General features: G+C 66.0%; 23 protein-coding genes. 10 read left to right on the forward strand and 13 right to left on the reverse strand.

The annotated features are described in order from the left end of the window. Nucleotides 1–23: 23 nt before the first annotated feature. A complete protein-coding gene (locus ACP159_RS04105; RefSeq protein ID WP_425098365.1) occupies nt 24–917 on the reverse strand; it encodes an isopenicillin N synthase family dioxygenase in 894 nt (297 codons plus the stop codon). A gap of 126 nt (nt 918–1,043) precedes the next feature. On the opposite strand from ACP159_RS04105, the gene tpiA reads away from it, so the two are divergent. After that, nucleotides 1,044–1,781 (forward strand): triose-phosphate isomerase, encoded by a 738-nt coding sequence (tpiA, locus tag ACP159_RS04110; protein ID WP_425098366.1) that lies wholly within the window; start codon nt 1,044–1,046, stop codon nt 1,779–1,781. Nucleotides 1,782–1,954: 173 nt separating this feature from the next. On the opposite strand, the gene ACP159_RS04115 is transcribed toward tpiA, so the two are convergent. The 6 genes from ACP159_RS04115 to ACP159_RS04140 all read right to left on the reverse strand — a co-directional run bounded on the left by ACP159_RS04115 (nt 1,955) and on the right by ACP159_RS04140 (nt 9,566). Beyond that, a complete protein-coding gene (locus tag ACP159_RS04115; RefSeq protein ID WP_425098367.1) occupies nt 1,955–3,433 on the reverse strand; it encodes a TRAP transporter large permease in 1,479 nt (492 codons plus the stop codon). A 4-nt stretch (nt 3,434–3,437) separates the two neighbouring features. After that, a complete protein-coding gene (locus ACP159_RS04120; RefSeq protein ID WP_425098368.1) occupies nt 3,438–4,127 on the reverse strand; it encodes a TRAP transporter small permease in 690 nt (229 codons plus the stop codon). 151 nt (nt 4,128–4,278) lie between these two features. After that, complete coding sequence (locus tag ACP159_RS04125; RefSeq protein ID WP_425098369.1) at nt 4,279–5,283, reverse strand: DctP family TRAP transporter solute-binding subunit; 1,005 nt, start codon at nt 5,281–5,283, stop codon at nt 4,279–4,281. 318 nt (nt 5,284–5,601) lie between these two features. Continuing rightward, nucleotides 5,602–6,291 (reverse strand): glutathione S-transferase family protein, encoded by a 690-nt coding sequence (locus tag ACP159_RS04130; RefSeq protein WP_425098370.1) that lies wholly within the window; start codon nt 6,289–6,291, stop codon nt 5,602–5,604. Nucleotides 6,292–6,496: 205 nt separating this feature from the next. Further along, entirely contained in the window at nt 6,497–7,729 is a 1,233-nt protein-coding gene (locus ACP159_RS04135) for a sigma-54-dependent transcriptional regulator (RefSeq protein ID WP_425098371.1), read from the reverse strand. Nucleotides 7,730–7,844: 115 nt separating this feature from the next. Beyond that, nucleotides 7,845–9,566, reverse strand: a complete 1,722-nt coding sequence (locus ACP159_RS04140; RefSeq protein ID WP_425098372.1) for a sensor histidine kinase — start codon at nt 9,564–9,566, stop codon at nt 7,845–7,847. 94 nt (nt 9,567–9,660) lie between these two features. On the opposite strand from ACP159_RS04140, the gene ACP159_RS04145 reads away from it, so the two are divergent. Continuing rightward, entirely contained in the window at nt 9,661–10,854 is a 1,194-nt protein-coding gene (locus ACP159_RS04145) for a cytochrome P450 (protein ID WP_425098373.1), read from the forward strand. A gap of 36 nt (nt 10,855–10,890) precedes the next feature. Here the strand turns inward: ACP159_RS04145 and ACP159_RS04150 are convergent, their stop codons facing one another. Continuing rightward, nucleotides 10,891–11,346: an Lrp/AsnC family transcriptional regulator gene (locus ACP159_RS04150; RefSeq protein WP_425098374.1), complete on the reverse strand. Its 456-nt coding sequence runs from the start codon at nt 11,344–11,346 to the stop codon at nt 10,891–10,893. Nucleotides 11,347–11,496: 150 nt separating this feature from the next. On the opposite strand from ACP159_RS04150, the gene cobA reads away from it, so the two are divergent. From cobA to ACP159_RS04180, 6 genes are all read left to right on the forward strand, one after another. Then, the gene (gene cobA / locus ACP159_RS04155; protein WP_425098375.1) at nt 11,497–12,306 is read left to right on the forward strand and encodes a uroporphyrinogen-III C-methyltransferase; all 810 of its coding nucleotides are present in this window, start codon (nt 11,497–11,499) and stop codon (nt 12,304–12,306) included. A gap of 1 nt (nt 12,307) precedes the next feature. Beyond that, nucleotides 12,308–12,607 carry a DUF2849 domain-containing protein gene (locus tag ACP159_RS04160; protein WP_425098376.1) on the forward strand — a complete coding sequence of 100 codons (300 nt, stop codon included), beginning with the start codon at nt 12,308–12,310 and terminating at the stop codon, nt 12,605–12,607. 57 nt (nt 12,608–12,664) lie between these two features. Beyond that, complete coding sequence (locus ACP159_RS04165) at nt 12,665–14,335, forward strand: nitrite/sulfite reductase (RefSeq protein WP_425098377.1); 1,671 nt, start codon at nt 12,665–12,667, stop codon at nt 14,333–14,335. Nucleotides 14,336–14,339: 4 nt separating this feature from the next. After that, complete coding sequence (locus tag ACP159_RS04170; RefSeq protein ID WP_425098378.1) at nt 14,340–15,122, forward strand: phosphoadenylyl-sulfate reductase; 783 nt, start codon at nt 14,340–14,342, stop codon at nt 15,120–15,122. 47 nt (nt 15,123–15,169) lie between these two features. Beyond that, entirely contained in the window at nt 15,170–15,532 is a 363-nt protein-coding gene (locus tag ACP159_RS04175) for a DUF934 domain-containing protein (RefSeq protein ID WP_425098379.1), read from the forward strand. Between the two features lie 123 nt (nt 15,533–15,655). Next, nucleotides 15,656–16,519, forward strand: coding sequence for a ferredoxin--NADP reductase (locus tag ACP159_RS04180; protein WP_425098380.1), 864 nt, complete (start codon nt 15,656–15,658; stop codon nt 16,517–16,519). 75 nt (nt 16,520–16,594) lie between these two features. Here ACP159_RS04180 and ACP159_RS04185 read toward each other — a convergent pair whose 3' ends face one another. Then, entirely contained in the window at nt 16,595–17,485 is an 891-nt protein-coding gene (locus ACP159_RS04185) for a hypothetical protein (RefSeq protein ID WP_425098381.1), read from the reverse strand. Between the two features lie 193 nt (nt 17,486–17,678). Between ACP159_RS04185 and infC the strand changes: the two genes are divergently transcribed. Beyond that, complete coding sequence (gene infC, locus ACP159_RS04190) at nt 17,679–18,224, forward strand: translation initiation factor IF-3 (protein ID WP_425098678.1); 546 nt, start codon at nt 17,679–17,681, stop codon at nt 18,222–18,224. 64 nt (nt 18,225–18,288) lie between these two features. Here the strand turns inward: infC and ACP159_RS04195 are convergent, their stop codons facing one another. The 4 genes from ACP159_RS04195 to dksA form a co-directional block, all read right to left on the reverse strand. After that, a complete protein-coding gene (locus tag ACP159_RS04195) occupies nt 18,289–19,281 on the reverse strand; it encodes a molybdopterin-binding protein (protein WP_425098382.1) in 993 nt (330 codons plus the stop codon). Further along, nucleotides 19,278–20,246: an XdhC family protein gene (locus tag ACP159_RS04200; protein ID WP_425098383.1), complete on the reverse strand. Its 969-nt coding sequence runs from the start codon at nt 20,244–20,246 to the stop codon at nt 19,278–19,280. The genes ACP159_RS04195 and ACP159_RS04200 overlap by 4 nt, the downstream gene beginning before the upstream one ends. Nucleotides 20,247–20,689: 443 nt before the next feature. Continuing rightward, nucleotides 20,690–21,874: an FAD-dependent monooxygenase gene (locus ACP159_RS04205; protein WP_425098384.1), complete on the reverse strand. Its 1,185-nt coding sequence runs from the start codon at nt 21,872–21,874 to the stop codon at nt 20,690–20,692. A gap of 72 nt (nt 21,875–21,946) precedes the next feature. Continuing rightward, complete coding sequence (gene dksA, locus ACP159_RS04210) at nt 21,947–22,369, reverse strand: RNA polymerase-binding protein DksA (protein WP_425098679.1); 423 nt, start codon at nt 22,367–22,369, stop codon at nt 21,947–21,949. Between the two features lie 496 nt (nt 22,370–22,865). Here dksA and ACP159_RS04215 point away from each other — a divergent pair, with 496 nt between their 5' ends. Then, on the forward strand, nt 22,866–23,708 hold the full coding sequence (locus tag ACP159_RS04215; RefSeq protein WP_425098385.1) for an AAA family ATPase: 843 nt from the start codon (nt 22,866–22,868) through the stop codon (nt 23,706–23,708). The last annotated feature ends 146 nt before the right edge of the window (nt 23,709–23,854 follow it).

Consider the following 23,854-nt stretch of genomic DNA (forward strand, 5'->3'; position numbering starts at 1 on the left):
GACAGATCCTGTCAGGACAATCCTCAAGCCTTCTTCAAATGCACATACGTCTCGTTGAACCGCTTCTCGAGATGGTCCCCGGCGCGGATCACCTGCCCTGACCCCATCGGAGCCACGTTGGTCTCCCAGTTCGGATTGAAGAACAGCGGCACGGAAAGGCGCTCCTCGGCTGTTCCCTTCACCCGGTGCAACGTCGCCTTCACGCGCCCTTTGGTCCACATCTCCAACATTTCGCCGAAGTTGATGACGAAATCGCCGGGCTGTGCGGTCACGGCAATCCAGTCACCCGAGTGCCCCAGCACCTCCAGCCCCGGCACGCCATCGGTGCCGAGAAGCGTGAGACAGCCGTAATCCGTATGGGCAGCGATGCCGTAATCCTTCTCCCCGGCCCAATCGGGGCGCGGCGGATAACAATTGCCCCGGAGCAAGGCCATCGGCGTGTCGAATTTGTCGTCGAAATAGCGTGGGTCCTCGCCGATGGCCTCCGCGATGCCGCGCAGGAGGTCCATGGCGACGGTCAGCGCGTCGCGGTAATAGGCCTCGATCACCTCCCGAAAGCCCTCGGGCTGCGCCGGCCAGAGGTTCTCCGCATAAACCGACAATGGCGAGCCCGGCACGGCGAACCCGCAGTCGAAGACCTGCTTGTAATCGGGGTTGGCGGTCGGGTCGACCTGCTCGGACCCCGGCGCACCCCAGCCCCGGTTGGAGCCGGTCCGCGCCATGTCCACCGCCGCCTTTTCCGCCATCGGCAGGGCAAAGAAGGCGCGATAGGCGGCAAGGACAAACCCCATGCGGGCGGGCGAAATCGCGGTGTTGTGCACCGTGAGAAAGCCTATCTCCTCGGCCCCGGCACGCAGGGCTGCGAGGGTTTCGGGATCGCGGGCGATGATCTGCGCGGCATCGAGTCTCGGAATCATGGGGCGGTCTCTTCTCGGTAAGGCAACGCGCGAGGCTTGTCATCTCGCCGCGCCCTGCGCAAGCGGCCTTGACGCCGGGCCCTGCCCCGCGATGATACCTCCCAAAACCTTTCGAAGGGAGAAGGCATGAGACGCAAACTGGCTGCGGGCAACTGGAAGATGAACGGCACGAAGGCCGCCCTGGCGGAACTGGACGCCATGGCGGAGGCCGCGAAAGGCGACGCGGAGGTTCTGATCTGCCCGCCCGCGACGCTGGTGGATGCGGCCTGCGGCAAGGGCGTGCTGATCGGCGGGCAGGATTGCCACGCGGAAGCCTCCGGCGCCCACACCGGCGACATCTCGGCGGCGATGTTGAAAGACGCGGGCGCGACCCATGTGATCCTCGGCCACTCCGAACGCCGGATGGACCATGACGAACATGACGAACACGTCCGCGCCAAATGCAAGGCGGCCTGGGACGCGGGCCTCGTGGTGGTGCTGTGCTGCGGCGAAAGCCTGGCGCAGCGCGAGGCGCAGAACACGCTGGACATCATCGGCGGCCAACTCGCGGGCTCCATTCCGGACGGGGCGACGGGGCATTCGCTTGTCGTCGCCTACGAGCCGATCTGGGCCATCGGCACCGGCAAGGTCCCGACCATGGACCAGATCGGCGAGGTGCACGACTTCATCCGTTCCAGACTGGAGAAACGCTTCGGCGAGGGCGTGGGCCGCTCGGTGCGTCTGCTCTACGGCGGCTCGGTCAAGCCGTCGAACGCGGCGGAGATTTTCGCGGTCTCGAACGTCGACGGAGCACTGGTGGGGGGCGCATCCTTGAAGGCGGCGGATTTCGTGCCGATCATCGACGCCCTGAACGCCAGCGCCTGAGGCAGGCCGCGCAGCTTGGGTATTTGAGCCAGGAAGAAGCAGGGGCCGGGTGTCCCCTTTTCGAGGGGAAGCGCCTTCCGGGTTTCTTCTTGGTCCAAATACCCCCTCCCACATCAACCAGAAAGGCGGCGCCCGCGATGGAGCGCCGCCTTTTGTCTTGTCTGGTCCGAAGCTTACTCGGAGGCCGGAGCCGCGTCCGCCTGCGGTCCCAGGATCGCCTCGCAATAGGCCCGTTCCAGCGGCTCGGAGGGCATCGTGCCTTCGCAGCGCACCTGCGGTCCCATCACCGCGTCCGGCAGCACCGTCGAGATCTTGGGGATGTATGTCACCATGATCAGGAAGACGAAGAGCACGGCCAGGAAGGGCAGCGCCGCGCGCACGACCCGCATCATCGGCATCCCGGCCACGCCGGAGGTGACGAAGAGGTTCAGGCCGACCGGCGGGGTGATCATGCCGATTTCCATGTTCACCACCATGATGATGCCCAGATGGATCGGGTCGATACCCAGTTGCAGTGCGATCGGGAAGACCAGCGGGGCAACGATCACCAAAAGGCCCGAGGGCTCCATGAACTGGCCGCCGATGAGCAGGATCACGTTGACGATGATCAGGAACATCACCGGGCCGAAGCCCGCGTCGAGCATGGCGGAGGCGATCTGCTGCGGGATCTGCTCTTCGGTCAGGACGTGCTTGAGGATCAGCGCGTTGGCGATGATGAACATCAGCGTGATCGTCAGCTTGCCTGCCTCGAACAGCGTCTTGCGGGTGTCGCGGTGGAAGAAGCCAGTGAGCAGGGCCACGGGCTTGTCCAGCAGCGTGATCTTGCGCCCGTTGCGTTCCACGTTGAGTGGACCCATGTCGCGGTAGACGAAGGTGGCGACGAGGAAGGCATAGATCGACGCGACGGCGGCGGCTTCGGTGGGGGTGAAGATCGCCGGGGTGATACCCGGGACGCCGTAGATACCGACCATGATGATCACGATGAGCATCAGGCCCCAGAAGGCGTCCGCGAAGCTGTGCCAGATCTCGCCCCAGCCCTGCCATTCGCCGGACGGCATGTTCTTGATCCGGGCCATGACATAGATGGTGATCATAAGCATGGTGCCGGCCATCAGGCCCGGGATGACCCCGGCGAGGAACATCCGGCCGACTGACACATCCGTGGCGGAGGCATAGACCACCATCACGATGGAGGGCGGAATGAGGATGCCGAGGGTGCCCGCGTTGGCGATGACGCCCGCCGCGAAGTCCTTGGTGTAGCCGACCTGCCGCATCGCCGCGATGACGATGGAACCGATGGCGACCACCGTTGCCGGGGAGGACCCGGAAAGCGCGGCGAAGATCATGCAGGCAAACACACCGGCGATGGCGAGGCCGCCGCGGAAGTGCCCGACGCAGGCCACGGAGAAGCGGATGATCCGCTTCGCCACGCCGCCCGTCGACATGAACGACGAGGCGAGGATGAAGAAGGGAATGGCGAGGAGCGTATAGTGCCCGGCCATCGCCTGGAAGAAGCTCTGCGCGACGGTGGCCAGCGAGGCGTCCGAATGCACGAGCAGGAAGATGATCGAGGAGAACCCGAGCGCGACGGCGATCGGCACGCCGATCAGCATCAGGCCGACGATCATCACGAAGAGAAGGACAACGGCCATGGTCTCAGTCTTCCTTGTTCATATGGGCGACGTCGGCGACGTCGTCTTCGGCTTCATGGCTGACGATCAGGCTCTCCTCGGCGCCGGTCCAGATGCGGACGGCGGCCTGAATGAAGCGGATCAGGATCATCGCCGCGCCGAAGGGCAGCAGCACATAAGGGATGAAGCGCGGGATCTTCTCGTAGGCCTCGCCCTCGTTGATCCACGGCTCGATGAAGCGCAGCCAGTCCGGCATCGGCGTGTCCACCATTTCGTACCAGGAGCGGTAGGAGGTGCGTTTCATCTCTTCGAAGCCGGTCGGGAACCAACGGCCTGTCGTTTGCGGCAGGTTGGCGAAATTGGCCCAGTAATCCCAGGCGCCCTTCAGCAGCAGGGCAGCATAGGCAATGCACACGGCGACGGCGATCAGGCCGAAGGTGCGGCGCAGGCCGGGCGAGACCACGTTCAGCACCGCGTCCACCCCGAGGTTGGCGGTCTTCTTGATGGTGTAGGCGAGGCCGAAGAGCACCAGCCAGGCGAACAGCACGTTGGTGACTTCGAAACCCCAGATCAGGCCGGTGTTGAAGATGTACCGCAGTACGACGTTGACGAAGGTGATCAGGGTCATCAGACCCAGGATCAGCGCGATGATGCTCTCTTCCAGTTCGTCGACGAATTGGCCGAACGGCGAGCGTTCGTGATCGTGTGTAGACATGTCCCCTCTCCCGCATTTGACCGGATGATACGACGACAGGCCCGGTCTGTCCGGGTTTTTCTGGTGCGCATGTTCCGGAAGGGTGGTGCCGCGCCCTGTGGCGCAGCGGATGGCCCGGCCCCGCTCAGGACGGGGGGCCGGGCCGGACGGCTCAGTACATCTCGTTGATCTTCTGAGCGGCGTCGATGTTTTCCTGACCGACGTCGGCCACGAACTGCTCCCACACCGGCATCATCGCGTCGACCCAGGCCTGACGCTGTGCCGCGTCGAGTTCGCGGATCACGCCACCGGCGTCGAGCACGGCCTGACGGGCTTCCATGTCGACCTGGTTCACCGCGGCGTTACGCTCGTTGGTCACCTCGTCGATGATCGTGGCCAGCTGGGTGCGGACGTCCTCCGGCAGGCTCTCCCACCAGTCGACCGAGGTCACGAGCATGTAGTCGAGCGCACCGTGATTGGTCTCCGTGGTGCCGTCCTGCACCTCGAAGAACTTCTGGCCGTAGACGTTGGACCAGGTGTTCTCCTGACCGTCGACAACGCCGGTCTGCAGGGCGCCGTAGACTTCGGAGAAGGCCATGGCCTGCGGCGACGCGCCGAGCGCCTCGAACTGCGCCTTGAGCACCTCGGAGGGCTGCACGCGGAACTTCAGGCCTTTGGCGTCTTCCGGCGAGATCAGCGGCTTGTTGGCCGACATCTGCTTCATGCCGTTGTGCCAGAACCCGAGGCCGAGCAGGCCGCGGCGCACCATCGACTCCTTCATCGCCTGGCCGGTCTCCGACGCCTGGAAGGCATCCACGGCCTCGATGTTCTTGAACATGAACGGCAGGTCGAAGATGCGGAAGACCTTGGTGAACTGCTCGAACTTCGACAGCGAGGGCGCGGCGAACTGCACGTCGCCGTTCAGCATGGCTTCCAGCACCTTGTCGTCGTCGTAGAGCGTGGAGTTCGGGTAGACTTCCATGCAGGCCTTGCCGTTCATCTCGTCGTTGATGCGCTGCTGCAGCAGGGATGCGGCGATGCCCTTGGGGTGACGGTCCGTGTTCGTCACGTGGCTCAGCTTCATGACGATCTCGCCTTCGTCGCAGTTCGCCATCGCGCTGGTGGCGCCGGTTGCGAGCACGGCGACGGCGGCCGCGGACATGAGAAACTTCTTCATGGGTATCCTCCCAGATACGAGTGTTGTCTGCACGGCCCCCCTCCTCGGGTGCCGAATGCCCCTACAAGACCCGTGAGCGGGAATCAGCGCAAGACTGCTGCTGCAGAAAGCCCCATGACGCCTCATCCCTTTTTTAGATCAAATGGTTACAACGGTTTTCGCCGCCATCACATGATCCGCCTCGCGGGCGCTGTGCGAAATCCCGCACGACTGTTAGCGCGACTTGTGCGGAAATCCGCACAGATGCGAATCACGCTCCCGTGACTCGCCCCGCGCTCCTGCGCGGGCTTGAGGTCCGCCCGTTCGGCCCGCTTGCCGTCAGTCCCCGGACAGAGTCCTGAACCGCTCCGGCATTCTGTCGTAAAACGGAAAATACTCGAAATACGGCTGTGCCTCGGCCAGCACACGGCGGAAGGACGGGCGTGCCAGCAGCCGTTCGAAGTAATCGGCCAGCGCGGTGCGGTCCTCCCCGAACGGCACGATCATTCCGGCAAAGAACAGCGCCGGGGCCGCCGCGCAATCGGCGAGGCCGAAGGTATCCCCGACGCACCAGCGCCGCCCGGACAGGCGGGTCTCCAGCATCCCATAGGCCACCTGCAACCGCTGCTCCGCCTCGGCCACACCGATCCGGTCCTTTTGATCCTCGGGGCGAAAACGGTCGAAGACGATCCGTTGCATCGGGTCCTGGACGTGCAGGTCGAAGAACCGGTCCCACAGCCGCGCCTCAAGGCACAGGTCGGGATCGGCGGGCAGCATTGGCTGCGGACCCGGGTAATGAAGGTCCAGGTATTCGACGATGATCGTGGCCTCGGGAATGACCGCATCCCGCGCATCGTCCCGCAACACCGGCATCTTGCCCACTGGCCACAGATCGAGAAACCGCGCATGGTCACCGGGATCGGCAAGGTCCACGAGCACCGGATCGAAGTCTGTCCCGGCTTCGTACAGCGCGATCAGAACCTTGTGGCAATAGGAGGCGAGCGGGTGCGAATAGAGCGTCAGTGACATGCGAGGCCCTTGTCGGAGTGTCCTGACCGCGACGCTACAGCGTCCCGCCTTTTACCTCAATCATCCTGCGCCACAAATGTCCCGATAGCACCGCAGGTGTGACAGGGTATTTGTGGCTCAGGTTCCAGGCGGGGCGCTTTAGCGCGCCTCGCCGCAGCCAGCATCCCCGGGCACCACGGGCGATCCGCACCCGGCCCCCGCGCCGTCATCCGTCCCGGCGAAACGTCTCCGGCTTCAGCCCGTATTTCGCGAGCTTGTCATAGAAGGTCTTGCGCGGCAGTTTCAGCGCCTTCGCAGCGTCCGAGGCCTTGCCGTTGTGACGTCCCAGGGACGCGGCGAGCAGCATCTTCTCCACCTGCGCCATCTGTTCGGCGAGGCCTAGGTCGGCGGATCTGGCAAGTTCCTCCGGCATACCCAGCACGAAGCGCATGGCGGCGGACATCAGCGAGCGGGCATTGCCCGGCCAGCGCTGCGCGATCAGGCCCGCCATATGGTCGGGTGAGACCACGGGCACCGGCACCCCGGCCTGCTCCGCGGCCTGCGCGACATAATGGGTGAACAGCACCGGGATGTCTTCCGGCCGCTCGTCCACGGTGGGGATGCGCACGCGGGCAACCTCCAGCCGGTAGAACAGGTCGGCGTTGAAGCTGCCCGCGGCGACGCGCACGTCGAGATCCTCGGTTGTCCCGCCGATCAGCACCGCCCCGCCTTGCTCCATCGCGTCGAGCAGCGCCAGCTGCACGTCGTCCGAGGCCGCACCGATCTCGTCCAGGAACAGCGTGCCGCCCTGGCTCGCCTCCCAGACCCGCGCCAGCGCTTCCCGGGTCAGCCCGGAGGCCGCCCGCTTCTCGAAAGGGGCCTTGGCGCGGGCACTCGACAGGTGAATGACCTCCGCCACCTTGGACACTCCGGAGCCGGGCCCGCCCCGCACCAGCACGTCGGTGCCCGCCTGCGCCGCCGCCCGAACCCGTCCGCGCATCTCCTCCGCCGCCTGCGACACGCCGAAGAGCATCCGCGCCGCCGGATCGCCCTTCTCCCGCGCCGCCCGAAGGGCTCGGTCCTCCAAAACCTGCGCCCGGGCCGCCAGAGCCCGCCGCACCATGGCCGTCAGGTCCGCCGCCGAGCAGGGTTTTTCGAGAAAGCCGAAGGCCCCCTCTTCCATGGCCCGCACGGCCATCGGGATATCGCCTTCGCCGGTCAGCAGGATCACCGGCAGATCCGGGTCCTGCTCCTGGACATAATGCAGAAGATGAAACCCGTCGCGCCCCGGCATCCGCATGTCCGACAGGATCACCCCACCAAAGCGAGGGGAAATCCGGTCCTTCGCCTCCACGAAGGACCCCGCCGCGATCACCTCGAACTCCGCGAGTTCGAGCGTCTGCCCGAGCGCCTCGCGCACCTCCGCATCGTCATCCACCAGCAGGACCCTGGAAATCACGCGGCGTTCCCCCGTTTCTTCTCTTTCCAAATACTCAAACCCCGGGCGAAGCCCGGGACAACGGGATGGCGGGCGGGGCGATGTGCGCGCTGCGCACGAGCGACGAGCGGCGTACTCACGCCGCTTCCTCCGCGCGCCAGTGCTCCAGTTCGACCGTGAACAGCGCCCCGTCCCCGGTGTTGACGCCCCGGATGTTGCCGCCGAAACTTTGCACCAGACCATAGGAAATCGACAGGCCGAGGCCCATGCCGCTCCCGACCTCCTTGGTCGAGTAGAACGGCTCGAAGACCTTCTCCGGATCCGCGATGCCCGGGCCGGTGTCCTGCACCGTGACCGTCAGCAGCGGTCCGGTCTCCAGCGCGATCGCGATGCGCTTCGCCGTCTGCCCGGCCATGGCATCGGCGGCATTGTTGATCAGGTTGACAAAGACCTGCCCGAGCCGCACCTCGCCCCCCAGCGCAAATACCGGGCCATCGGGCCGCTGCCAGTCCAGCGTGACCCCGTCCGCCCGCAGCCGCGCCTCGGTCAGTTCCACCGCGGTGTCGATCACCGCGCACAGGTCGACCCGCCCCATCGGCTCGCTCTCGTTGCGGGCAAAGGCGCGCAGGTTCTTGATGATCCGCGCCGCCCGGGCCGCCAGCGCCGCGATGCGCGCAAGATTTTCCCCGGCCTTCTCATTCCGGCCGCGGTCGAGGAAGGCCTGACCGTTCTCCGCGAATTGCCGGATCGCGGTCAGCGGCTGGTTCAACTCGTGGCTGATCCCGGCGGACATCTGTCCCAGCGCGCTCAGTTTGCCGGCCTGCACCAGCTCCGCCTGCGCCTTTTTCAGGGCTCCCTCCGCCGCGGTGCGTTCGGCCACCTCGCGTTGCAGCGCCACGTTCGCCTCCGTCAGGTCCCGCGTGCGCGCCCGCACCCTACCCTCCAGCACCGCATTCGCCTCCGCCAGCGCCCGCCGCCGCGCTGTCGCCCAGCTCAGGAGCGCCCCGAAAAACAGGCACAGCGCCGCCACCGCCGCCGCCTGCAGGCTCGCGACACGCCGCGCGGGTGCCGCGTCGAGCAGCACGTCGCCCGTCATGGCGATCACCGGGATCTCTCCGGCGAGATGCAACGCCTCCTGCGGCACGTAGGGGCTCAGACGCTGCTGCCAGACTTCCGTGCCGTCCACCCGGTCCACCCGGATCGTCCGTTCCGGCCCCTCGGGCGGCGCCATGCCCGCCGCGGTCCGCGTCCAGCCCAGCAATTCGGAGCGGTTGGTCAGGAACACCCGCCCGTCTTCGTCCCGGAAGAACACCGCCGGGCTGGAGCCGCCCCAGCCCTCCTCCAGCAGGTCGATGTCCACCGCCACCACCAGCACGCCCTGCACCGCCCCGGTCTCCGAAAACGACGGTGCGGCATAGACATAGGCCCGCTGGCCGAACCCGAGGTCGCGGCCGTAGGCGCTGCCGAGCGCCCCGTGCAACGCCCGTCTGAAATAGGCGCTGTCTGCAATCTCCGGCGGAGCGCCCTCTGGCGCGGAGGCCAGCACCCGGCCATCCGTTCCCAGATAGGCGGCCATAAGCGCCCCGGTCTTGTCCACGGTTTCGAGCAGCAGCCGGTCCGCAGCCTGCCTCGGCCCGCCGTCGTGCAGCGCCGCAAGCGCCGGATGGTCCGCCATCAGCACCGCCGCCATCTGGTAGCGCCTCAGCTCCGTCACCAGCCGGTCCGAGGCCAGCGCCAGATCCGACTGCGCCCGCCCGGCGATCTGGCTCAGCGCCTGCCCGTAGCCATAGGACCATGCGCCCCAGCTCAGCCCCGCCACGGCGCCAAGGGACAACAGCAGCGCCGCAGCGCGTTTCATCGGTCCATCCAACATGCTTCTGTTTTTACGACCAAACGCAGGGTGACGCGAGACCCCTCTTGCCAAGGCCGGGCGCGCCTCGCAGGGTGGCGCCATGAAGACGTTCCAGCAATCCCCGACCGATCCGGATTTCGTCCAGAACCCCTATCCGTTCTACGACAGGATGCGATCGGGCGGCGATCTGGCGTACTGGCAGGACTACGGCATGCCCTGTGCGGTCAGCCTCGCGGCGGTGAACGCCCTGCTGCGGGATCGTCGCTTCGGACGCGAGGTGCCCGCCGAACAGGCCCCGGCGATCCCGGAGCACCTGAAACCCTTCTACGCCGTCGAAGCCCATTCCATGCTGGAGCTGGAGCCGCCCCGGCACACCCGCCTGCGCGGCCTCGTCCTGCGCGCCTTCACCTCGCGCCGGATCAGGGCGCTCGGCCCAGAGATCGCCGCGCTCAGCCATGACCTGATAGACCGGTTGCCCCCCGGCGAAACCGACCTGCTGACCGGGTTCTGCCAGCCGCTCCCGGTCATCGTCATCTGCCGCCTGCTCGGCGTGCCGGAAACCATGGCCCCGCAGCTGCTGCACTGGTCCAACGCCATGGTGGCCCTCTATCAGGCCCGGCGGGACCCCGGGATCGAGACCCGCGCCGCCGAGGCCGCACAGGCCTTCGCCGATTTCATGCGCGGCTATGTCGAGGAGCGCCGGACAAGGCCCGCGGACGATCTGATCACCCACCTGATCGCCGCAGAAGAAGACGGCGAGAAACTCTCCACGGACGAGCTCATCACCACCTGCATCCTCCTGCTGAACGCCGGACACGAGGCGACGGTTCACACGCTTGGCAACGGCATCAAGACACTGCTGGAAACCGGCACGGCCATCACTCCGGATCGCGCCGAAGCCGTCACCGAGGAAATCCTGCGCTACGATCCGCCTTTGCACATGTTCACCCGCTACGCCTATGAAGACGTGGAGGTGTTCGGCCACCGCTTCACACGCGGTGACCAGGTCGCCCTGCTTCTCGGTGCCGCCAACAGGGACCCGCAGGCCTGGCCGGACCCGAACACCTTCGACCCCGCCCGCGCCCCGCTCACCAACACCGCCTTCGGCGGCGGGCTGCACTTCTGCGTCGGCGCCCCGCTGGCCCGGCTGGAGTTGCAGACCGCCCTGCCGATCCTTTTCGAGCGCCTGCCGGAGCTGTCTTTGGCAGAGCTGCCAGCCTACGCCAACCTCTATCATTTCCACGGGTTGACCCACCTGAAGATCAGGGCGCAACCTGCTGTTTCTTCTTGGTAAAAATACCCCAACACGCCGCTTGTGCCAACTACCACCTCAGATCGGCAGCTCCGTCGTCGCCTTGATCTCCTCCATGGAGAGCAGTGCGGTGACGTTGTGGACCTTCACCTCCGAAATCAGCGCCTGGTAGAAGACGTCATAGGCCCGTGCGTTGCGCACCCGCACCTTCAGGATATAGTCGATATCGCCCGCCAGCCGGTGCGCCTCCTGCACCTCGGGCCGCTCGCGCAGGGCCTTGAGGAAAGCCTGCTGCCAGCCCGCGTCGTGCTCCGACGTGCGGATCAGGACGAAGAAGGTCGCCTCGAACCCCAGCGCCTCGGCATCGAGCAGCACCGTCTGCTGGCCGATCACCCCGGCCTCCCGCATCTTGCGGATTCGGTTCCAGACCGGGGTCTTGGACGAGCCCACTTCCTTCGCGATGTCGTCCAGCGACCGGCTGGCGTCGCGCTGCAGGGCGCGGAGAATTTTCCGGTCGGTCTCGTCGATCTTCATCTTTGTTCCAAACTCCCGGCCAATACGGGACAAACGCACTCTCGCGGGACGGATTTAGAACATTGATCCTTATCTTGGCAAGCATCTGGTGAGGATGCAGGAAAATTTCCTATATTGAGGCCTAGAAACGCAAACCGGAAAGGCTTCGCCATGCCCACCGACATCCTGCCCCTGACCCGACCCGAGCAGAGCGACAGCCTGATCCGTTGCGGCGCGGTCTGCTTTGTCGGTGCCGGACCGGGCGATGCCGGGCTGCTGACGCTGAACGCCCTGCGCGCCATCGAAGCCGCCGAGGTCATCCTGCACGACCGGCTGGTCTCTGACGAGGTGCTTGCGCTTGCAAGTCCCGACGCCACGCTGATCCCGGTCGGAAAGGAAGGCTTCGGCCCGTCCATGCCGCAGGACGAAATCAACCGCCTGATCGTGCTCTACGCCTACGCCGGGCTGCGGGTGGTGCGCCTCAAGGGCGGCGATCCGGCCATTTTCGGCCGCCTCGACGAGGAAATCGCCGCACTGGAACTGGAAGGCATCGCCTGGTCGGTGGTTCCCGGCATCACCGCCGCCTCCGCCGCCGTCGCCGCCGTGGGCCAGTCGCTGACCTCGCGCGGTCGCAATGCCAGCCTGCGCATCCTCACAGGCCATGTCATGGAAGGCTTTGCCGAGCAGGACTGGCGGGCGCTGGCCCGCTCCGGCGAGGTTGCCGCAATCTACATGGGCAAGAAGGCGGCGCGGTTCATCCAGGGTCGCCTGATGATGCATGGCGCCGATCCGGCAACGCCGGTCACGCTGGTTGCCAACGCCTCCCGCGCCGACCAACAGGTGCTCGCCTCTACCCTCGGCACGCTGGCGCAGGATCTCGCCGCATCGGACCTCACTGGCCCCGCTCTCACCCTTTATGGCATCGCACCCCGCGCCGCCGCTCCCGCCCTTTCCGACATCCGCAAGCAGGAGGTTTCCTGACATGGCCCGCGCCTTCACCCCGAAAGTCATCACCGCCAATGCCCTGATCGAGGGCGATGTGATCTACCTCGCCGCCAACGACAACTGGACCCGCGAGCTGAGCGAGGCCGAGCTGCTGACCGACGAGGCCCATGCCCAGCTGCGCCTCGTCGAAGCCAGTTTGCGGCACGCGGAGGCGGTGGGCGTCTACCTCGCCGACGTCAAGGCAGGCAACACGGGCCCCGAGCCGGTGCATTTCCGCGAAGACTTCCGCCGCACTGGCCCCTCCAACTACTTCCACGGCAAGCAGGCCGAGGGGTGAGAAGAATTTTAGTCTAAAATTCTGCTCCCCCTCCGCCCTACCCGCAAGGACCAAGACATGTACACCTATTCCGAATTCGACGCCGCCTTCGTGGCTGAGCGCAACCGCCAGTTCCGCCAACAGGTCGAGCGCCGCATCGACGGATCGCTGACCGAGGACGAGTTCAAGCCGCTGCGCCTGATGAATGGCCTCTACCTGCAACTGCACGCCTACATGCTGCGCGTCGCCATCCCCTATGGCACGCTGAACAGCGCCCAGATGCGTCAGCTGGCCTATATCGCCGAGCGCTGGGACAAGGGCTACGGCCATTTCACCACGCGTCAGAACATTCAGTACAACTGGCCCAAACTCTCGGACGTGCCGGACATGCTCGACGCGCTGGCCGAAGTGCAGATGCACGCCATCCAGACTTCCGGCAACACGATCCGCAACGTGACCGCGGACCATTTCGCCGGCGCCGCCGCCGACGAGATCGCCGACCCGCGTCCCGTGGCCGAGCTGCTGCGCCAGTGGTCTACCGACCATCCGGAATTCCAGTTCCTGCCGCGCAAGTTCAAGATCGCCGTGACCGGCTCCCCGAACGATCGCGCGGTGACGGCGGCCCATGACCTCGCCATCCGCATTGTCGAGCGCGATGGCGAGATCGGCTACGCCGTGCTGATCGGCGGCGGCCTGGGCCGGACCCCGATGATCGGCAAGATCGTCAACGACTTCGTGCCGCAGGCGGACCTGCTGCCCTATGTCGAGGCAGTGGTCTCCGTCTGGAACCTGCTTGGCCGCCGCGACAACAAGTACAAGGCCCGGATCAAGATCACCGTGCACGAGCACGGGCTGGACGAAATCCGCGCCCTCGTCGAAGAGCGATTCAAGGAGACGAAGGCCGCCTTCAATGGTGCGGATCTTGCCCTGTATGATGCCATAAAGGCCCAGTTCGCCGCCCCATCGTTCACAAAACGCCCGATTTCGGCCTTCGAGCGCGCCTATGACACCGACCCTGTCTTCCGCGCCTGGGCCGATACCAACCTCGCCGAGCATCAGGCCGAGGGCTACGCCATCGCGCAAATCTCTATCAAGGCGCATGGCCAGACTCCGGGCGACGCCACGGCGGAGCAGATGCGCATCATGGCGGATATCGCCGCCGAGTTCGGGCACGACGAGCTGCGCATCAGCCATGAGCAGAACGTGATCCTGCCGCACGTCCACAAGGCGGACCTGCCGGAAATCCACGCCCGGCTGAAGTCACACGGGCTGGCGACGGCCAACATCGGCAAGATCAGCGACATCATTGCCTGCCCCGGCATGGATTACTGCGCGCTGGCGACGGCCCGCTCGATCCCGGTGGCGCAGCAGATCGCGACCCGCTTCGACGAACTCAAGATCGAGAACGACATCGGCGATCTGAAGATCAAGATTTCCGGCTGCATCAACGCCTGCGGCCATCACCATGTCGGTCACATCGGTATCCTCGGCCTCGACCGCGCCGGGGTGGAGACCTATCAGATCACGCTGGGCGGCGATCACACCCAGAACGCCGCATTGGGCGAGCGCACCGGACCGGGATTCGGTTACGATGAGATCGTGCCCGCCATCGAGCGGCTGATCGACGCCTACATGGAGGAGCGCGAGGACGCATCGGAGACCTTCCTCCAGACCTATCGCCGCGTGGGCATGGCCCCCTTCAAGGCCGCGCTCTATGATCGCGACCCCGCCCGCGTCGCGGCAGAGTAGCGCCATGTCGTTGCTTCTTGGCCAGACTGCCCTCGTCGACGGGGCCGATCCGATCCCGAAGGATCTGGACGCCCTGCGCGACAGGGTCGCGGCGCTGAACGCCCGATACAGACACCACGGTGCGACCGCGGTGCTGGAAGGAGCCTTGCGCGATCCCGAGGCGGGAAAAATCGCCATGGTGTCGTCCTTCGGCGCCGAATCCGTGGCGCTTCTGCACCTCGTGGCGATGGTCGACCGCAAGACGCCGGTGCTGTTCATCGACACGCGGCTGCTGTTCGCCGAAACCCTCGCCTATCAGCAGGAGATCGCGGAGCGCTTGCACTTGTCGAACGTCCAGATCGTGCGCACCGCGCCGGAGATCCTCGATCAACGCGACCCCTACGGCGCGCTGAGGTTCTCCGACACCGACGCCTGCTGTGCCCTGCGCAAGACGGAGCCGTTGCAGAAGGCGCTGGAGGGGTTCGACGGCTGGATCACCGGGCGCAAGCGCTACCAGGCGAAGACCCGGGCGGAGATGGAATTCTTCGAGCTCGAGGAGGCCACCGGCCGGATCAAGGTCAACCCGCTCGCCCATTGGGGGCCGGAGGACACCCGCGCCTACATGGAAGAGAACCGCCTGCCGAAGCACCCGCTGGTGGCGCAGGGCTACCCTTCGATCGGTTGTGCGCCATGCACCTCCAAGGTCAAGCCGGGCGAAGACCCCCGCGCCGGGCGCTGGCGCGATCAGGACAAGACCGAATGCGGCATTCACTTCGTGAACGGTGTGGCCGCGCGCAACAGCATGTAGGGCGGGGCTTTGCCCCGCACCCCCGACAAGACAGAAGGAGCACCCAGATGCCCATCGTGACCGACACCGGCTTTGCCGAGGATGACTACACCGGCGAGATCGTCGACCTGCCCTCCGACACCGACCCGGCGACCCTCAAGGCGTCGAACGCGGAGATGATCCGCATCGACTTCCCGAGCTTCGCCGATGGCCGTGGTTTCACCCTCGCCCGCCTGCTGCGGTTGCGCGGCTACAAGGGCCGCCTGCGGGCCCGGGGCCATGTGATCGCGGACCAGTATGCCATGGCTCGTCGGGCCGGCTTCGACGAGGTGGAAATCGACGAGGCTCTTGCGAGCCGTCAGCCGGAGGACCAGTGGCTCTTCCGTGCGGACTGGCAGAAAAACGACTACCAGGCCCGCCTGCGCGGCTGAAAATCATGGCGCATCGGGGGGCACACGCGGGCTTTTCGCCCCCGTGGCCCCATGCCGCCTTTCATCTGACCTGAATCAAAGCTAATTCCGAGGTGTCGGTTTAGACCGCCGGCAAGAGACACAATGACAGAGTTGACGCCCGTGACCGAATCCACCGCAATCAAGGCCGACGCGCCGAAGACCATGGCCATGCCGGACGCGCAGACCGTGACCGAGGTGAAGCACTACACCGACCGTCTGTTCTCCTTCCGCTGCACCCGCCCCGGCACCATGCGCTTCCGCTCCGGCGAGTTCGTGATGATCGGCCTGATGGGCGATCCGGACCCGAAGACCGGCAAGGTCAAGCCGCTGCTGCGCGCCTATTCCATCGCCTCGCCGTCGTGGGACGAGGAACTCGAGTTCTATTCGATCAAGGTGCAGGACGGCCCGCTGACCTCCAAGCTCCAGCACATCAAGGTCGGCGACGAGATCATCCTGCGCCCCAAGCCCGTCGGCACGCTGGTGCATGACGCGCTGCTTCCCGGCAAGAGGCTGTGGTTCTTCGCCACCGGCACCGGCTTCGCGCCCTTCGCCTCGCTCCTGCGCGAGCCGCAGACCTACGAGGATTACGACGAGGTCATCATCACGCACACCTGCCGCGAGGTTGGCGAGCTGACCTATGGCCACGACCTGATCGAGAGCCTGAAGACCGACGAGCTTCTGAACGAGGTCATCGGCGAGGGGTTCTGGAAGAAGATCAAGTACTACCCGACCACGACCCGCGAGGAGAGCCCGAAGATGGGCCGCATCACCGATCTGATGCGCTCGGGCGAGGCCTTCGCCGATCTCGGCGTCCCCCCGCTGAACAAGGAGACAGACCGCGCGATGATCTGCGGCAACCTCGCCTTCAACCTCGAACTGAAGGCGATGCTGGAGGATTACGGCCTCGAAGAGGGCGCCAACTCCGATCCCAAGCATTACGTCGTGGAGAAGGCTTTCCTCGACTGAGGCAAGCCGTTCATCGCGCTATGAAAAAGGGCCGCCCGGATGGAGCGGCCCTTTGCTTTTGGCGTATCGGCGGTGTCAGTTCTCGAGACCGAGCAACACCTTGACCTGGTCGAGCGCGGTCTGAGTGACCTGCCCGTCCCTGACCGCATCCAGCGCTGCCTTGGCACTGATCTTCTTGAGATTGCTCAGGTCCGACTCGTCGATGTACTGCGCGATCTTCTCGTAATCGAACCCGCCGACCGTCAGCAGCTCGGACAGCTGGACCCCGTCCACCGTCGGCTCTGCCGCTTCGGCTCCGGCGACGGCCGTATCGCTGGCATCGCTGGCGGCATCCGTGGCGGCGTCGACCGCACCCGTGACAGCATCCGTGGCCGCATCCGCGGTCTCCGCACCCGCCTCGAAGGCGTTGTTGATCATCTCGCCCGCGCCGTTCACTGCGGCATCCGCTGCGCCGGTTGCCGCATCCGCAGCGGATTGAGCCGCCTGCGCCGCTTCGTCCACCGCGGTTTCAACGGCTTCCGCTGCCTCTGCGGCGGTCTCTTCCACGGCCTTGGCCGCTTCTTCCGCTGCAGCCGCCGCCGCGTCCGCTTCGGCCTTGGCCGCGGCTTCCGCCTCGGCGGCCTCTGCTTCCGCCTTCGCCGCCGCTTCCGCGGCTGCCTCTGCCTCGGCTTTCGCCGCCGCTTCAGCCTCCGCCGCCTCGGCTTCCGCCTTCGCGGCAGCTTCCGCCTCGGCCTTCTCCGCAGCCGCCTTTGCCTCGGCCTCGGCCTGCGCCGCGGCTTCTTCGGCGGCCTTGGCTTCGGCTTCCGCCTTCGCCTTGGCTTCCGCTTCAGCCTTGGCGGCCGCTTCTGCCGCCGCGTCCGCTTCGGCCTGCGCGATTGCGGCCTTCTCGGGCATGTTGTTGCTGTACACGTAGTAGCCACCGGCTGCGGCCAGCACCACGACCCCAAGGATCACGAGATTTTTCATGTTGCCCCTTCCTTTCCCGTCCGGACGCCCCGCTGAGGCGCACTCTGCCCCGATGTGCGCTCGCAGCGATGCAACTGCAAGGGGAAACCTGCTGAATCCTCCGCATATCCGGCGAAATGCCGCTTGAAACGGCCCCTGCGCAAGTTTACCTTGCGCGTCTAACCGACCAACGGAAATCATCAGGAGCAAACCCATAGCCCGCAGACCTCACAACGCGCCGCCAACGCGCGAAACCGGCCCCCGGATCAACGGACGAATCCGGGCGCCTGAAATCCGACTCATCGGTGCCGAAGGCGAGAACATCGGGGTCGTCACCCCGGCGCGCGCCATGGACCTTGCCGAAGAGGCCGGTCTTGACCTTGTCGAGATTTCCCCGAATGCGACCCCGCCGGTCTGCAAGATCATGGACTTCGGCAAGTACAAGTACGAACAGCAGAAGCGCGAGTCCGAAGCCCGAAAGAAGCAGAAGATCATCGAGGTCAAGGAAATCAAGTTCCGTCCGGGGACCGATACTCATGACTACGACGTGAAGATGCGCAGCGTCTTCAAGTTCCTCGAAGCGGGCGACAAGGTGAAGATCACCCTGCGCTTCCGGGGCCGCGAGATGGCGCACCAGAACCTGGGACGTGAATTGCTCGAGCGGGTTGCCGAGGACGTCAAAGAGGTCGGCAAGGTCGAGAACATGCCGAAGATGGAAGGCCGCCAGATGGTCATGATGATCGGGCCGGTGGCGAAATAAGCCTCAGCGCCTGATCAGGACAGGAACCCGCCGAAAATCGGCGGGTTTTTTTGTTTTCAAGGGGTTACGCTTCGCGCAGGCGTCCGCGTTGCGGGATTTCCTTGAGCAGCCCGCCCACCCCCATCGCAGCGATGTCGCGCGGTTGCAGCGGCACGCCGCACAGCAGCCGTTCCATCACCCAATCCGCGCCATTGAGTGCCGGAGAGCGGGCGCAGCCCGGCAGGCCGATCACGGGCCGCCCCTGAATCTCTCCAAAGAACAGGAGGTTGCCGGGATCGACCGGCATGCCGAAATGGGTCACCGTGCCACCTGCCCGGCGCAGCGCCTCTGGCGCGGTGTCGGCGAGATCGGAGGTGGCGGAGGCGGTCAGGATCAGGATCGCATCCGCCGTGCTGGCCCGGATCGCCTCCGCCAGAGGATCGGTTTCATGCGGGACCATGTGCTGCGGTGCCAGGGTCACGCCGAGACGGGAAAGACGCGCCTTCGTGACCTTCTGGCCTTTCGCGCCGTCCTCGTCCGGCTCCAGCGTGGTCTGGATGAGTTCAGCCGTCGCGCAGGTGGCGGGGCGCAGGCGGAGGGCGGATTGCCCGGCGAGGCAGGCGGCGTCCAGTGCGGCCTCGGGTACGGCGTAGGCGATGATCTTGACCGTCGCGACCATGCCGCGCGCGTCCATGCGCTGCCATTCCGGCACTGTGGCGACGGTGATCATCGGATGCAGCGCGTTGAGAGCATGGATGCGATCGGCGAGAACTTCAACGATTCCCGGGCCTTCCGCGTGGATGTTCACGCGCCCCGTGGCAGCGCGGCCAAGCCGTAGACCGGCGCGCTCCGGGTCCGGAACAAGCGCGGCGGCGAGGCGTGTGGCGGCCTCGTCCTCGCCGATGTCGCCGGGTTCGAGGGTGGCGGCGGTGATGTGGGTGAGGCCAACCGTGCGGAGGGTGTCGAGGTCGGTCGCGGTGAGGACACGGCCCTTCTTCAACCGCCCTTTCGGCAGGGCGACGGAATGCGCGAGGATGCTGCCCTGCGCGGCGTCGAGCGCCAGATCACCGAATTTCATGAGCCTTTCCGGAGGGTTGCGGTCATTTCTGCAAGTACGGAGACCGCGATTTCCGAGGGGCTCGCGGCGCCGATGTCGAGGCCGATGGGGCCGTGAATGCGGGCGATCTCGTCGGCACTGAACCCGGCCTCTTCCAGGCGCGTGACGCGTTTGGCGTGGGTCCGGGTGGAGCCGAGAGCACCTATGTAGAAAACCTTTGATTTCAGGGCCTTGTGCAGCGCGGGATCGTCCAGTTTGGGGTCATGCGTGAGCAGGACAAGCGCAGTGCGGGTGTCGAGGCCGATGGCGTCGAGCGCCTCGTCGGGCCAGTCGTGCACGAGGGTCACGCCGGGGAAGCGTTCGGGACTGGCAAAGGCTTCGCGGGGGTCAACGACGGTGGCATCATATCCGGAAATTTTCGCCATGGGAACAAGGGCTTGGGCGATATGCACCGCGCCGACGGCGATCAGCCTCAGGGGTGGATTGTGGATGGCGACGAAGGTGCGGCTGTCCTCCTCGAAACCTGAGCGATCCATGCGGAATCGGGTCTCGTATTCGTCCCGGGTCAGACGGCGCGTCCCGGCATCCAGATCGACCACATAGGCGATGGGTTCGCGGGCCTGACGCGCGGCGCAAAGGTCGTCCAGCAGAGCCTCGGGCAGCACGGGACCGACGGGTTCGACCAGCACGCGGATCGTGCCGCCGCAGGCCAGACCAACGGCGAAGGCATCACCGTCGGAGACGCCGAACTCCAACTCGCGCGCATCGCCTTTCTCAAGCGATTCAAGGGCTTCGACGATCACCGCGCCTTCGACGCAGCCACCCGAAACCGAGCCTTCGATCTCGCCGTCGCCGCTGATCGCGAGCTGGCTGCCGACCCGGCGCGGGGCGCTGCCCCAGGTCTCGATGACGGTGGCCAGCACCGCCCCCCGACCGGCCTTGTGCCAGGCCAGCGCGGTCTCGGGAATCGTGTCGAAACGGTCCATGTCGGGTCCTCCTCCGCGCTGTTGTACGCCCGCTTTCCGCCCGCGTCTCCCCCTGCGAAAGTGCCGGATTAACCATTCCCCGACCAAGGGGCCGGATTAACGGGGCGCACGGAAGGGTAACGGACCGCGCGGTGGAGGTGCAACCGGCAGATCTTGGGGCCGCGATGCCCGGATGCACAAGGCTGTGCCGGGGGTTAAAGGAAGCGCACGGTGGTTTGGCGGGAGTTTGGTACGATTCTACCCGAGTTTCGTACAGATTTGATCTGATGGTACCGATACCATCGGTTTTCCCGCCCGAGCGGCCGGGACTCGTGGTTAACGGAGGAATTTTTCGAGTTTTTTGGGACAGAGAAGAAAGGTGAGGTTGGCACAGGCCGGTGGTCTGGCGCCGAAGTCTTTCGAAGACTTCGGTCCGGAAATTTTTGAAATTTCCGGCGGCGGCGTCAGCCCCGTGTGACGTCGTGGGCGTAAAGCCAGTCGAACTGGTGCAGCATCCGATCCGGGGCGAGCCGGCCAAGGGCGCCAAGGCCGAGGTGCGCCAGCGTTCGGACCGGGCCGCGCAAATGGTATTTCCAGGCATTGCCGCTGGCGGTGTCGACGGCGCGGATGACGCGGGCGCGGCGGCGGGATTGGTAGAGGGTCAGGGCCTCGGCCTGATCCGGGACGCGAGCCAGGCAATCGGCGAGGACAAAGGCGTCTTCCAGCGCCATGTTCGCCCCTTGCGCGAGGAAGGGCAGCGTCGGGTGGGCGGCGTCGCCAAGGAGGGCCAGACCCGGCCCGTGCCAGTGGTCCGCGACAGGGTGGCGGAAGAGACCCCAGAAGCCGGGTTCGTGCACGTCCCTGAGGAGCGCCGGAACCATCCCGCCGAAGCCCGCGAAGGCCATGCGCAGGGTATTGGCGTCGCCCCGGTGGCTCCAGCCTTCGGCAGTCCAGGCCTTGCGCTCCTCGGCTGCGACGAGGTTGACGAGGCTGCCGCCGCGCAAGGGGTAGCTGACGAGGTGGCGGCCGGGGCCCATGTGGACATGCACCGCGTCCGGGTGGCCCATGCTGTTCGGCACGGTGGCCCGCCAGGCGACCTGCCCGGTGAAGAAGGGCTGCGCGGAGCCGTTCAGCGCCGGACGGATGACGGAGTGCAGACCGTCCGCGCCGACGATGAGCGCATCGGTGACCGCATCGCCGTTGCAGAGGGTGAGCGTGGCGGGGGTGCCGGGGGTGGCCTCCAGCCCCTTTTGCAACAGGCGGATGCGGATTCCGGCGGCGCGGGTGGCCTCGGCCAGCAGGTCGATGAGGTCGGCGCGGTGGACAAAGCGGTAGTCCTGCCCGGCAGGTAGGCGGGTGAGATCGAGACGGGTGACCTCGCGGCCCGCGCGGTGATCGCGGAGGGAGACCGCCCTGCCCTTGACCGAAACCGCGCGAAAGGCGTCGCCGAGCCCGAGCGCTTCGAGCACGCGCAGGCCATTGGGGCTGACCTGTATGCCCGCGCCGACCTCGGTGATGGCCTCGGCCTGTTCGAGAACGCGCACCTGCGCACCCTGCCGGGACAGCGCCAGCGCGACGGTCAGCCCGCCGATGCCCCCGCCGAGGACGGTGACCGAGCGGCCGGCGATATGCGAATGCGTCTGTGTCATGCGGGGCGTCTCATGTGAAAACGCCGGAGCCACGGCCCCGGCGTTCCCCGATCCCTTGTGGCGGCGCGGCGCTCAGTCGTCGCGGTGGACCTTTTCGCGGCGCTCGTGGCGTTCCTGCGCTTCGAGGCTCATGGTGGCGATCGGCCGGGCGTCGAGGCGCTTGAGGCTGATCGGCTCGCCGGTCACTTCGCAGTAGCCGTATTCGCCCTCGTCGATGCGGCGCAGCGCGGCGTCGATCTTGTTGACCAGCTTGCGCTGGCGGTCGCGGGTGCGGAGCTCCAGCGCCCGGTCGGTCTCTTCGCTGGCGCGGTCAGTCACGTCCGGGATGTTCCGGGTGCCTTCCTGCAGCGTTTCGATGGTATCCCGGCTGTCGGCCAGAAGATCGTTTTTCCACATGAGCAGCTTGCGCCTGAAGTACTCCAGTTGCCGCTCATTCATGAAAGGCTCGTCTTCGGCTGGACGATAATCCTCGGGAAGAAAACTTTCCGCTTTCATCTTGGTATCCTCGTCAAGGCCAATATCCGTCATCGCAAATCCTTCAGATATCTGGCACCCCATATGTGGTGCACTTACCCCATGCCCCGGGGGTTGTCACTACACAATCCGGGCGTTAGCGCTTTGATTTCCCGAGAGACGTGAAACGAAACGTGAGCGTATCGGCAGCGGGAAACCGTCGCTGCCTACCATGCGGGCGTTCCGCCGGGGAATTGACGCAAGGCGGCGGCAGACGGTGCACCGGAGTCTCGCGGCGGATGTCATTAACCATGCGCGTGGAATGGATGCGGTCGCGCCGCGTTTGATGCTTTTTCGTGCACGGTCTGATGTTTTTCGTGCGATTGTTTCCCGCTCGCGGTTGGCTGCCCGCGGCACGGGCTGGCGGCTGGATCGCCCCTTCCGAAGTCGTTTCAACAGGCTTGGGACCCGGCGGGCGGCGGCTTGCATTGGCGGCGGGTGCGCCGTACCCCTTGGGCCGAGGAACAGGAGATGAGCCATGCGCTTTGAAGGAACCGAGAGCTACGTCGCCACGGGCGATCTGACCATGGCGGTGAACGCGGCGGTGACGCTGGAGCGGCCGCTGCTGGTGAAGGGCGAGCCGGGTACGGGCAAGACGGAGCTGGCGCGACAGGTGGCGCGGGCGCTCGATCTACCGATCATCGAGTGGAGCATCAAGAGCACCACGCGGGCGCAGCAGGGTCTGTATGAGTACGATGCCGTGAGCCGCCTGCGCGACAGCCAGCTCGGCGACGAACGGGTCAACGACGTGCGCAACTACATCCGCAAGGGCAAACTCTGGCAGGCCTTCGAGGCCGGGCGGAAGGTGGTGCTGCTGATCGACGAGATCGACAAGGCAGACATCGAGTTCCCGAACGATCTGTTGCAGGAGCTCGACCGGATGGAGTTCCACGTCTACGAGACCGGCGAGATGGTGCGGGCGGCGGTGCGCCCCATCGTGATCATCACGTCGAACAACGAGAAGGAGTTGCCCGACGCCTTCCTGCGGCGGTGCTTCTTCCATTACATCAAGTTCCCGGAGCCGGAGGTGCTGCGCCGGATCGTCGAGGTGCACCACCCGGGGATCAAGCCCGCCCTGCTGACCACCGCCCTGACGCAGTTCTACGAACTGCGCGAGCAGCCGGGACTGAAGAAGAAGCCGTCGACCTCTGAGGTGCTGGACTGGCTGAAGCTGCTGCTGGCGGAGGACTTGGACGCGGAGGATCTCAAGCGCGACGGCGTGAGCGCGCTGCCAAAGCTGCACGGGGCGCTGCTGAAGAACGAGCAGGACGTGCATCTGTTCGAGCGGCTGGCCTTCATGGCGCGGCGGCAAGGGCGGTAAGGCCGGGCCGCTGACCCTGAGCGCGAAGGGCAAGCGGCTGATCCGGCGCGGGTTTCTGCGCCAGGCGCCGCGTAACGGTGGGCCTTGCCACCCTTGTCGGGCGTGGACTGGAGGGCGGGCCGCTGCGGCCCGCGGGGCGCAGTCGG

It is taken from the genome of Tropicibacter sp. S64, from assembly GCF_049803835.1.
Classification (GTDB): domain Bacteria; phylum Pseudomonadota; class Alphaproteobacteria; order Rhodobacterales; family Rhodobacteraceae; genus Pacificoceanicola.

What these genes read in the sequence shown, in the direction of transcription:
- ACP159_RS04105 (WP_425098365.1), bottom strand. Translation starts at nt 917, where the DNA reads ATGATTCCGAGACTCGATGCCGCGCAGATCATCGCCCGCGATCCCGAA.
- tpiA (WP_425098366.1), top strand. Translation starts at nt 1,044, where the DNA reads ATGAGACGCAAACTGGCTGCGGGCAACTGGAAGATGAACGGCACGAAG.
- ACP159_RS04115 (WP_425098367.1), bottom strand. Translation starts at nt 3,433, where the DNA reads ATGGCCGTTGTCCTTCTCTTCGTGATGATCGTCGGCCTGATGCTGATC.
- ACP159_RS04120 (WP_425098368.1), bottom strand. Translation starts at nt 4,127, where the DNA reads ATGTCTACACACGATCACGAACGCTCGCCGTTCGGCCAATTCGTCGAC.
- ACP159_RS04125 (WP_425098369.1), bottom strand. Translation starts at nt 5,283, where the DNA reads ATGAAGAAGTTTCTCATGTCCGCGGCCGCCGTCGCCGTGCTCGCAACC.
- ACP159_RS04130 (WP_425098370.1), bottom strand. Translation starts at nt 6,291, where the DNA reads ATGTCACTGACGCTCTATTCGCACCCGCTCGCCTCCTATTGCCACAAG.
- ACP159_RS04140 (WP_425098372.1), bottom strand. Translation starts at nt 9,566, where the DNA reads ATGAAACGCGCTGCGGCGCTGCTGTTGTCCCTTGGCGCCGTGGCGGGG.
- ACP159_RS04145 (WP_425098373.1), top strand. Translation starts at nt 9,661, where the DNA reads ATGAAGACGTTCCAGCAATCCCCGACCGATCCGGATTTCGTCCAGAAC.
- ACP159_RS04150 (WP_425098374.1), bottom strand. Translation starts at nt 11,346, where the DNA reads ATGAAGATCGACGAGACCGACCGGAAAATTCTCCGCGCCCTGCAGCGC.
- cobA (WP_425098375.1), top strand. Translation starts at nt 11,497, where the DNA reads ATGCCCACCGACATCCTGCCCCTGACCCGACCCGAGCAGAGCGACAGC.
- ACP159_RS04160 (WP_425098376.1), top strand. Translation starts at nt 12,308, where the DNA reads ATGGCCCGCGCCTTCACCCCGAAAGTCATCACCGCCAATGCCCTGATC.
- ACP159_RS04165 (WP_425098377.1), top strand. Translation starts at nt 12,665, where the DNA reads ATGTACACCTATTCCGAATTCGACGCCGCCTTCGTGGCTGAGCGCAAC.
- ACP159_RS04170 (WP_425098378.1), top strand. Translation starts at nt 14,340, where the DNA reads ATGTCGTTGCTTCTTGGCCAGACTGCCCTCGTCGACGGGGCCGATCCG.
- ACP159_RS04175 (WP_425098379.1), top strand. Translation starts at nt 15,170, where the DNA reads ATGCCCATCGTGACCGACACCGGCTTTGCCGAGGATGACTACACCGGC.
- ACP159_RS04180 (WP_425098380.1), top strand. Translation starts at nt 15,656, where the DNA reads ATGACAGAGTTGACGCCCGTGACCGAATCCACCGCAATCAAGGCCGAC.
- ACP159_RS04185 (WP_425098381.1), bottom strand. Translation starts at nt 17,485, where the DNA reads ATGAAAAATCTCGTGATCCTTGGGGTCGTGGTGCTGGCCGCAGCCGGT.
- ACP159_RS04195 (WP_425098382.1), bottom strand. Translation starts at nt 19,281, where the DNA reads ATGAAATTCGGTGATCTGGCGCTCGACGCCGCGCAGGGCAGCATCCTC.
- ACP159_RS04200 (WP_425098383.1), bottom strand. Translation starts at nt 20,246, where the DNA reads ATGGACCGTTTCGACACGATTCCCGAGACCGCGCTGGCCTGGCACAAG.
- ACP159_RS04205 (WP_425098384.1), bottom strand. Translation starts at nt 21,874, where the DNA reads ATGACACAGACGCATTCGCATATCGCCGGCCGCTCGGTCACCGTCCTC.
- dksA (WP_425098679.1), bottom strand. Translation starts at nt 22,369, where the DNA reads ATGAAAGCGGAAAGTTTTCTTCCCGAGGATTATCGTCCAGCCGAAGAC.
- ACP159_RS04215 (WP_425098385.1), top strand. Translation starts at nt 22,866, where the DNA reads ATGCGCTTTGAAGGAACCGAGAGCTACGTCGCCACGGGCGATCTGACC.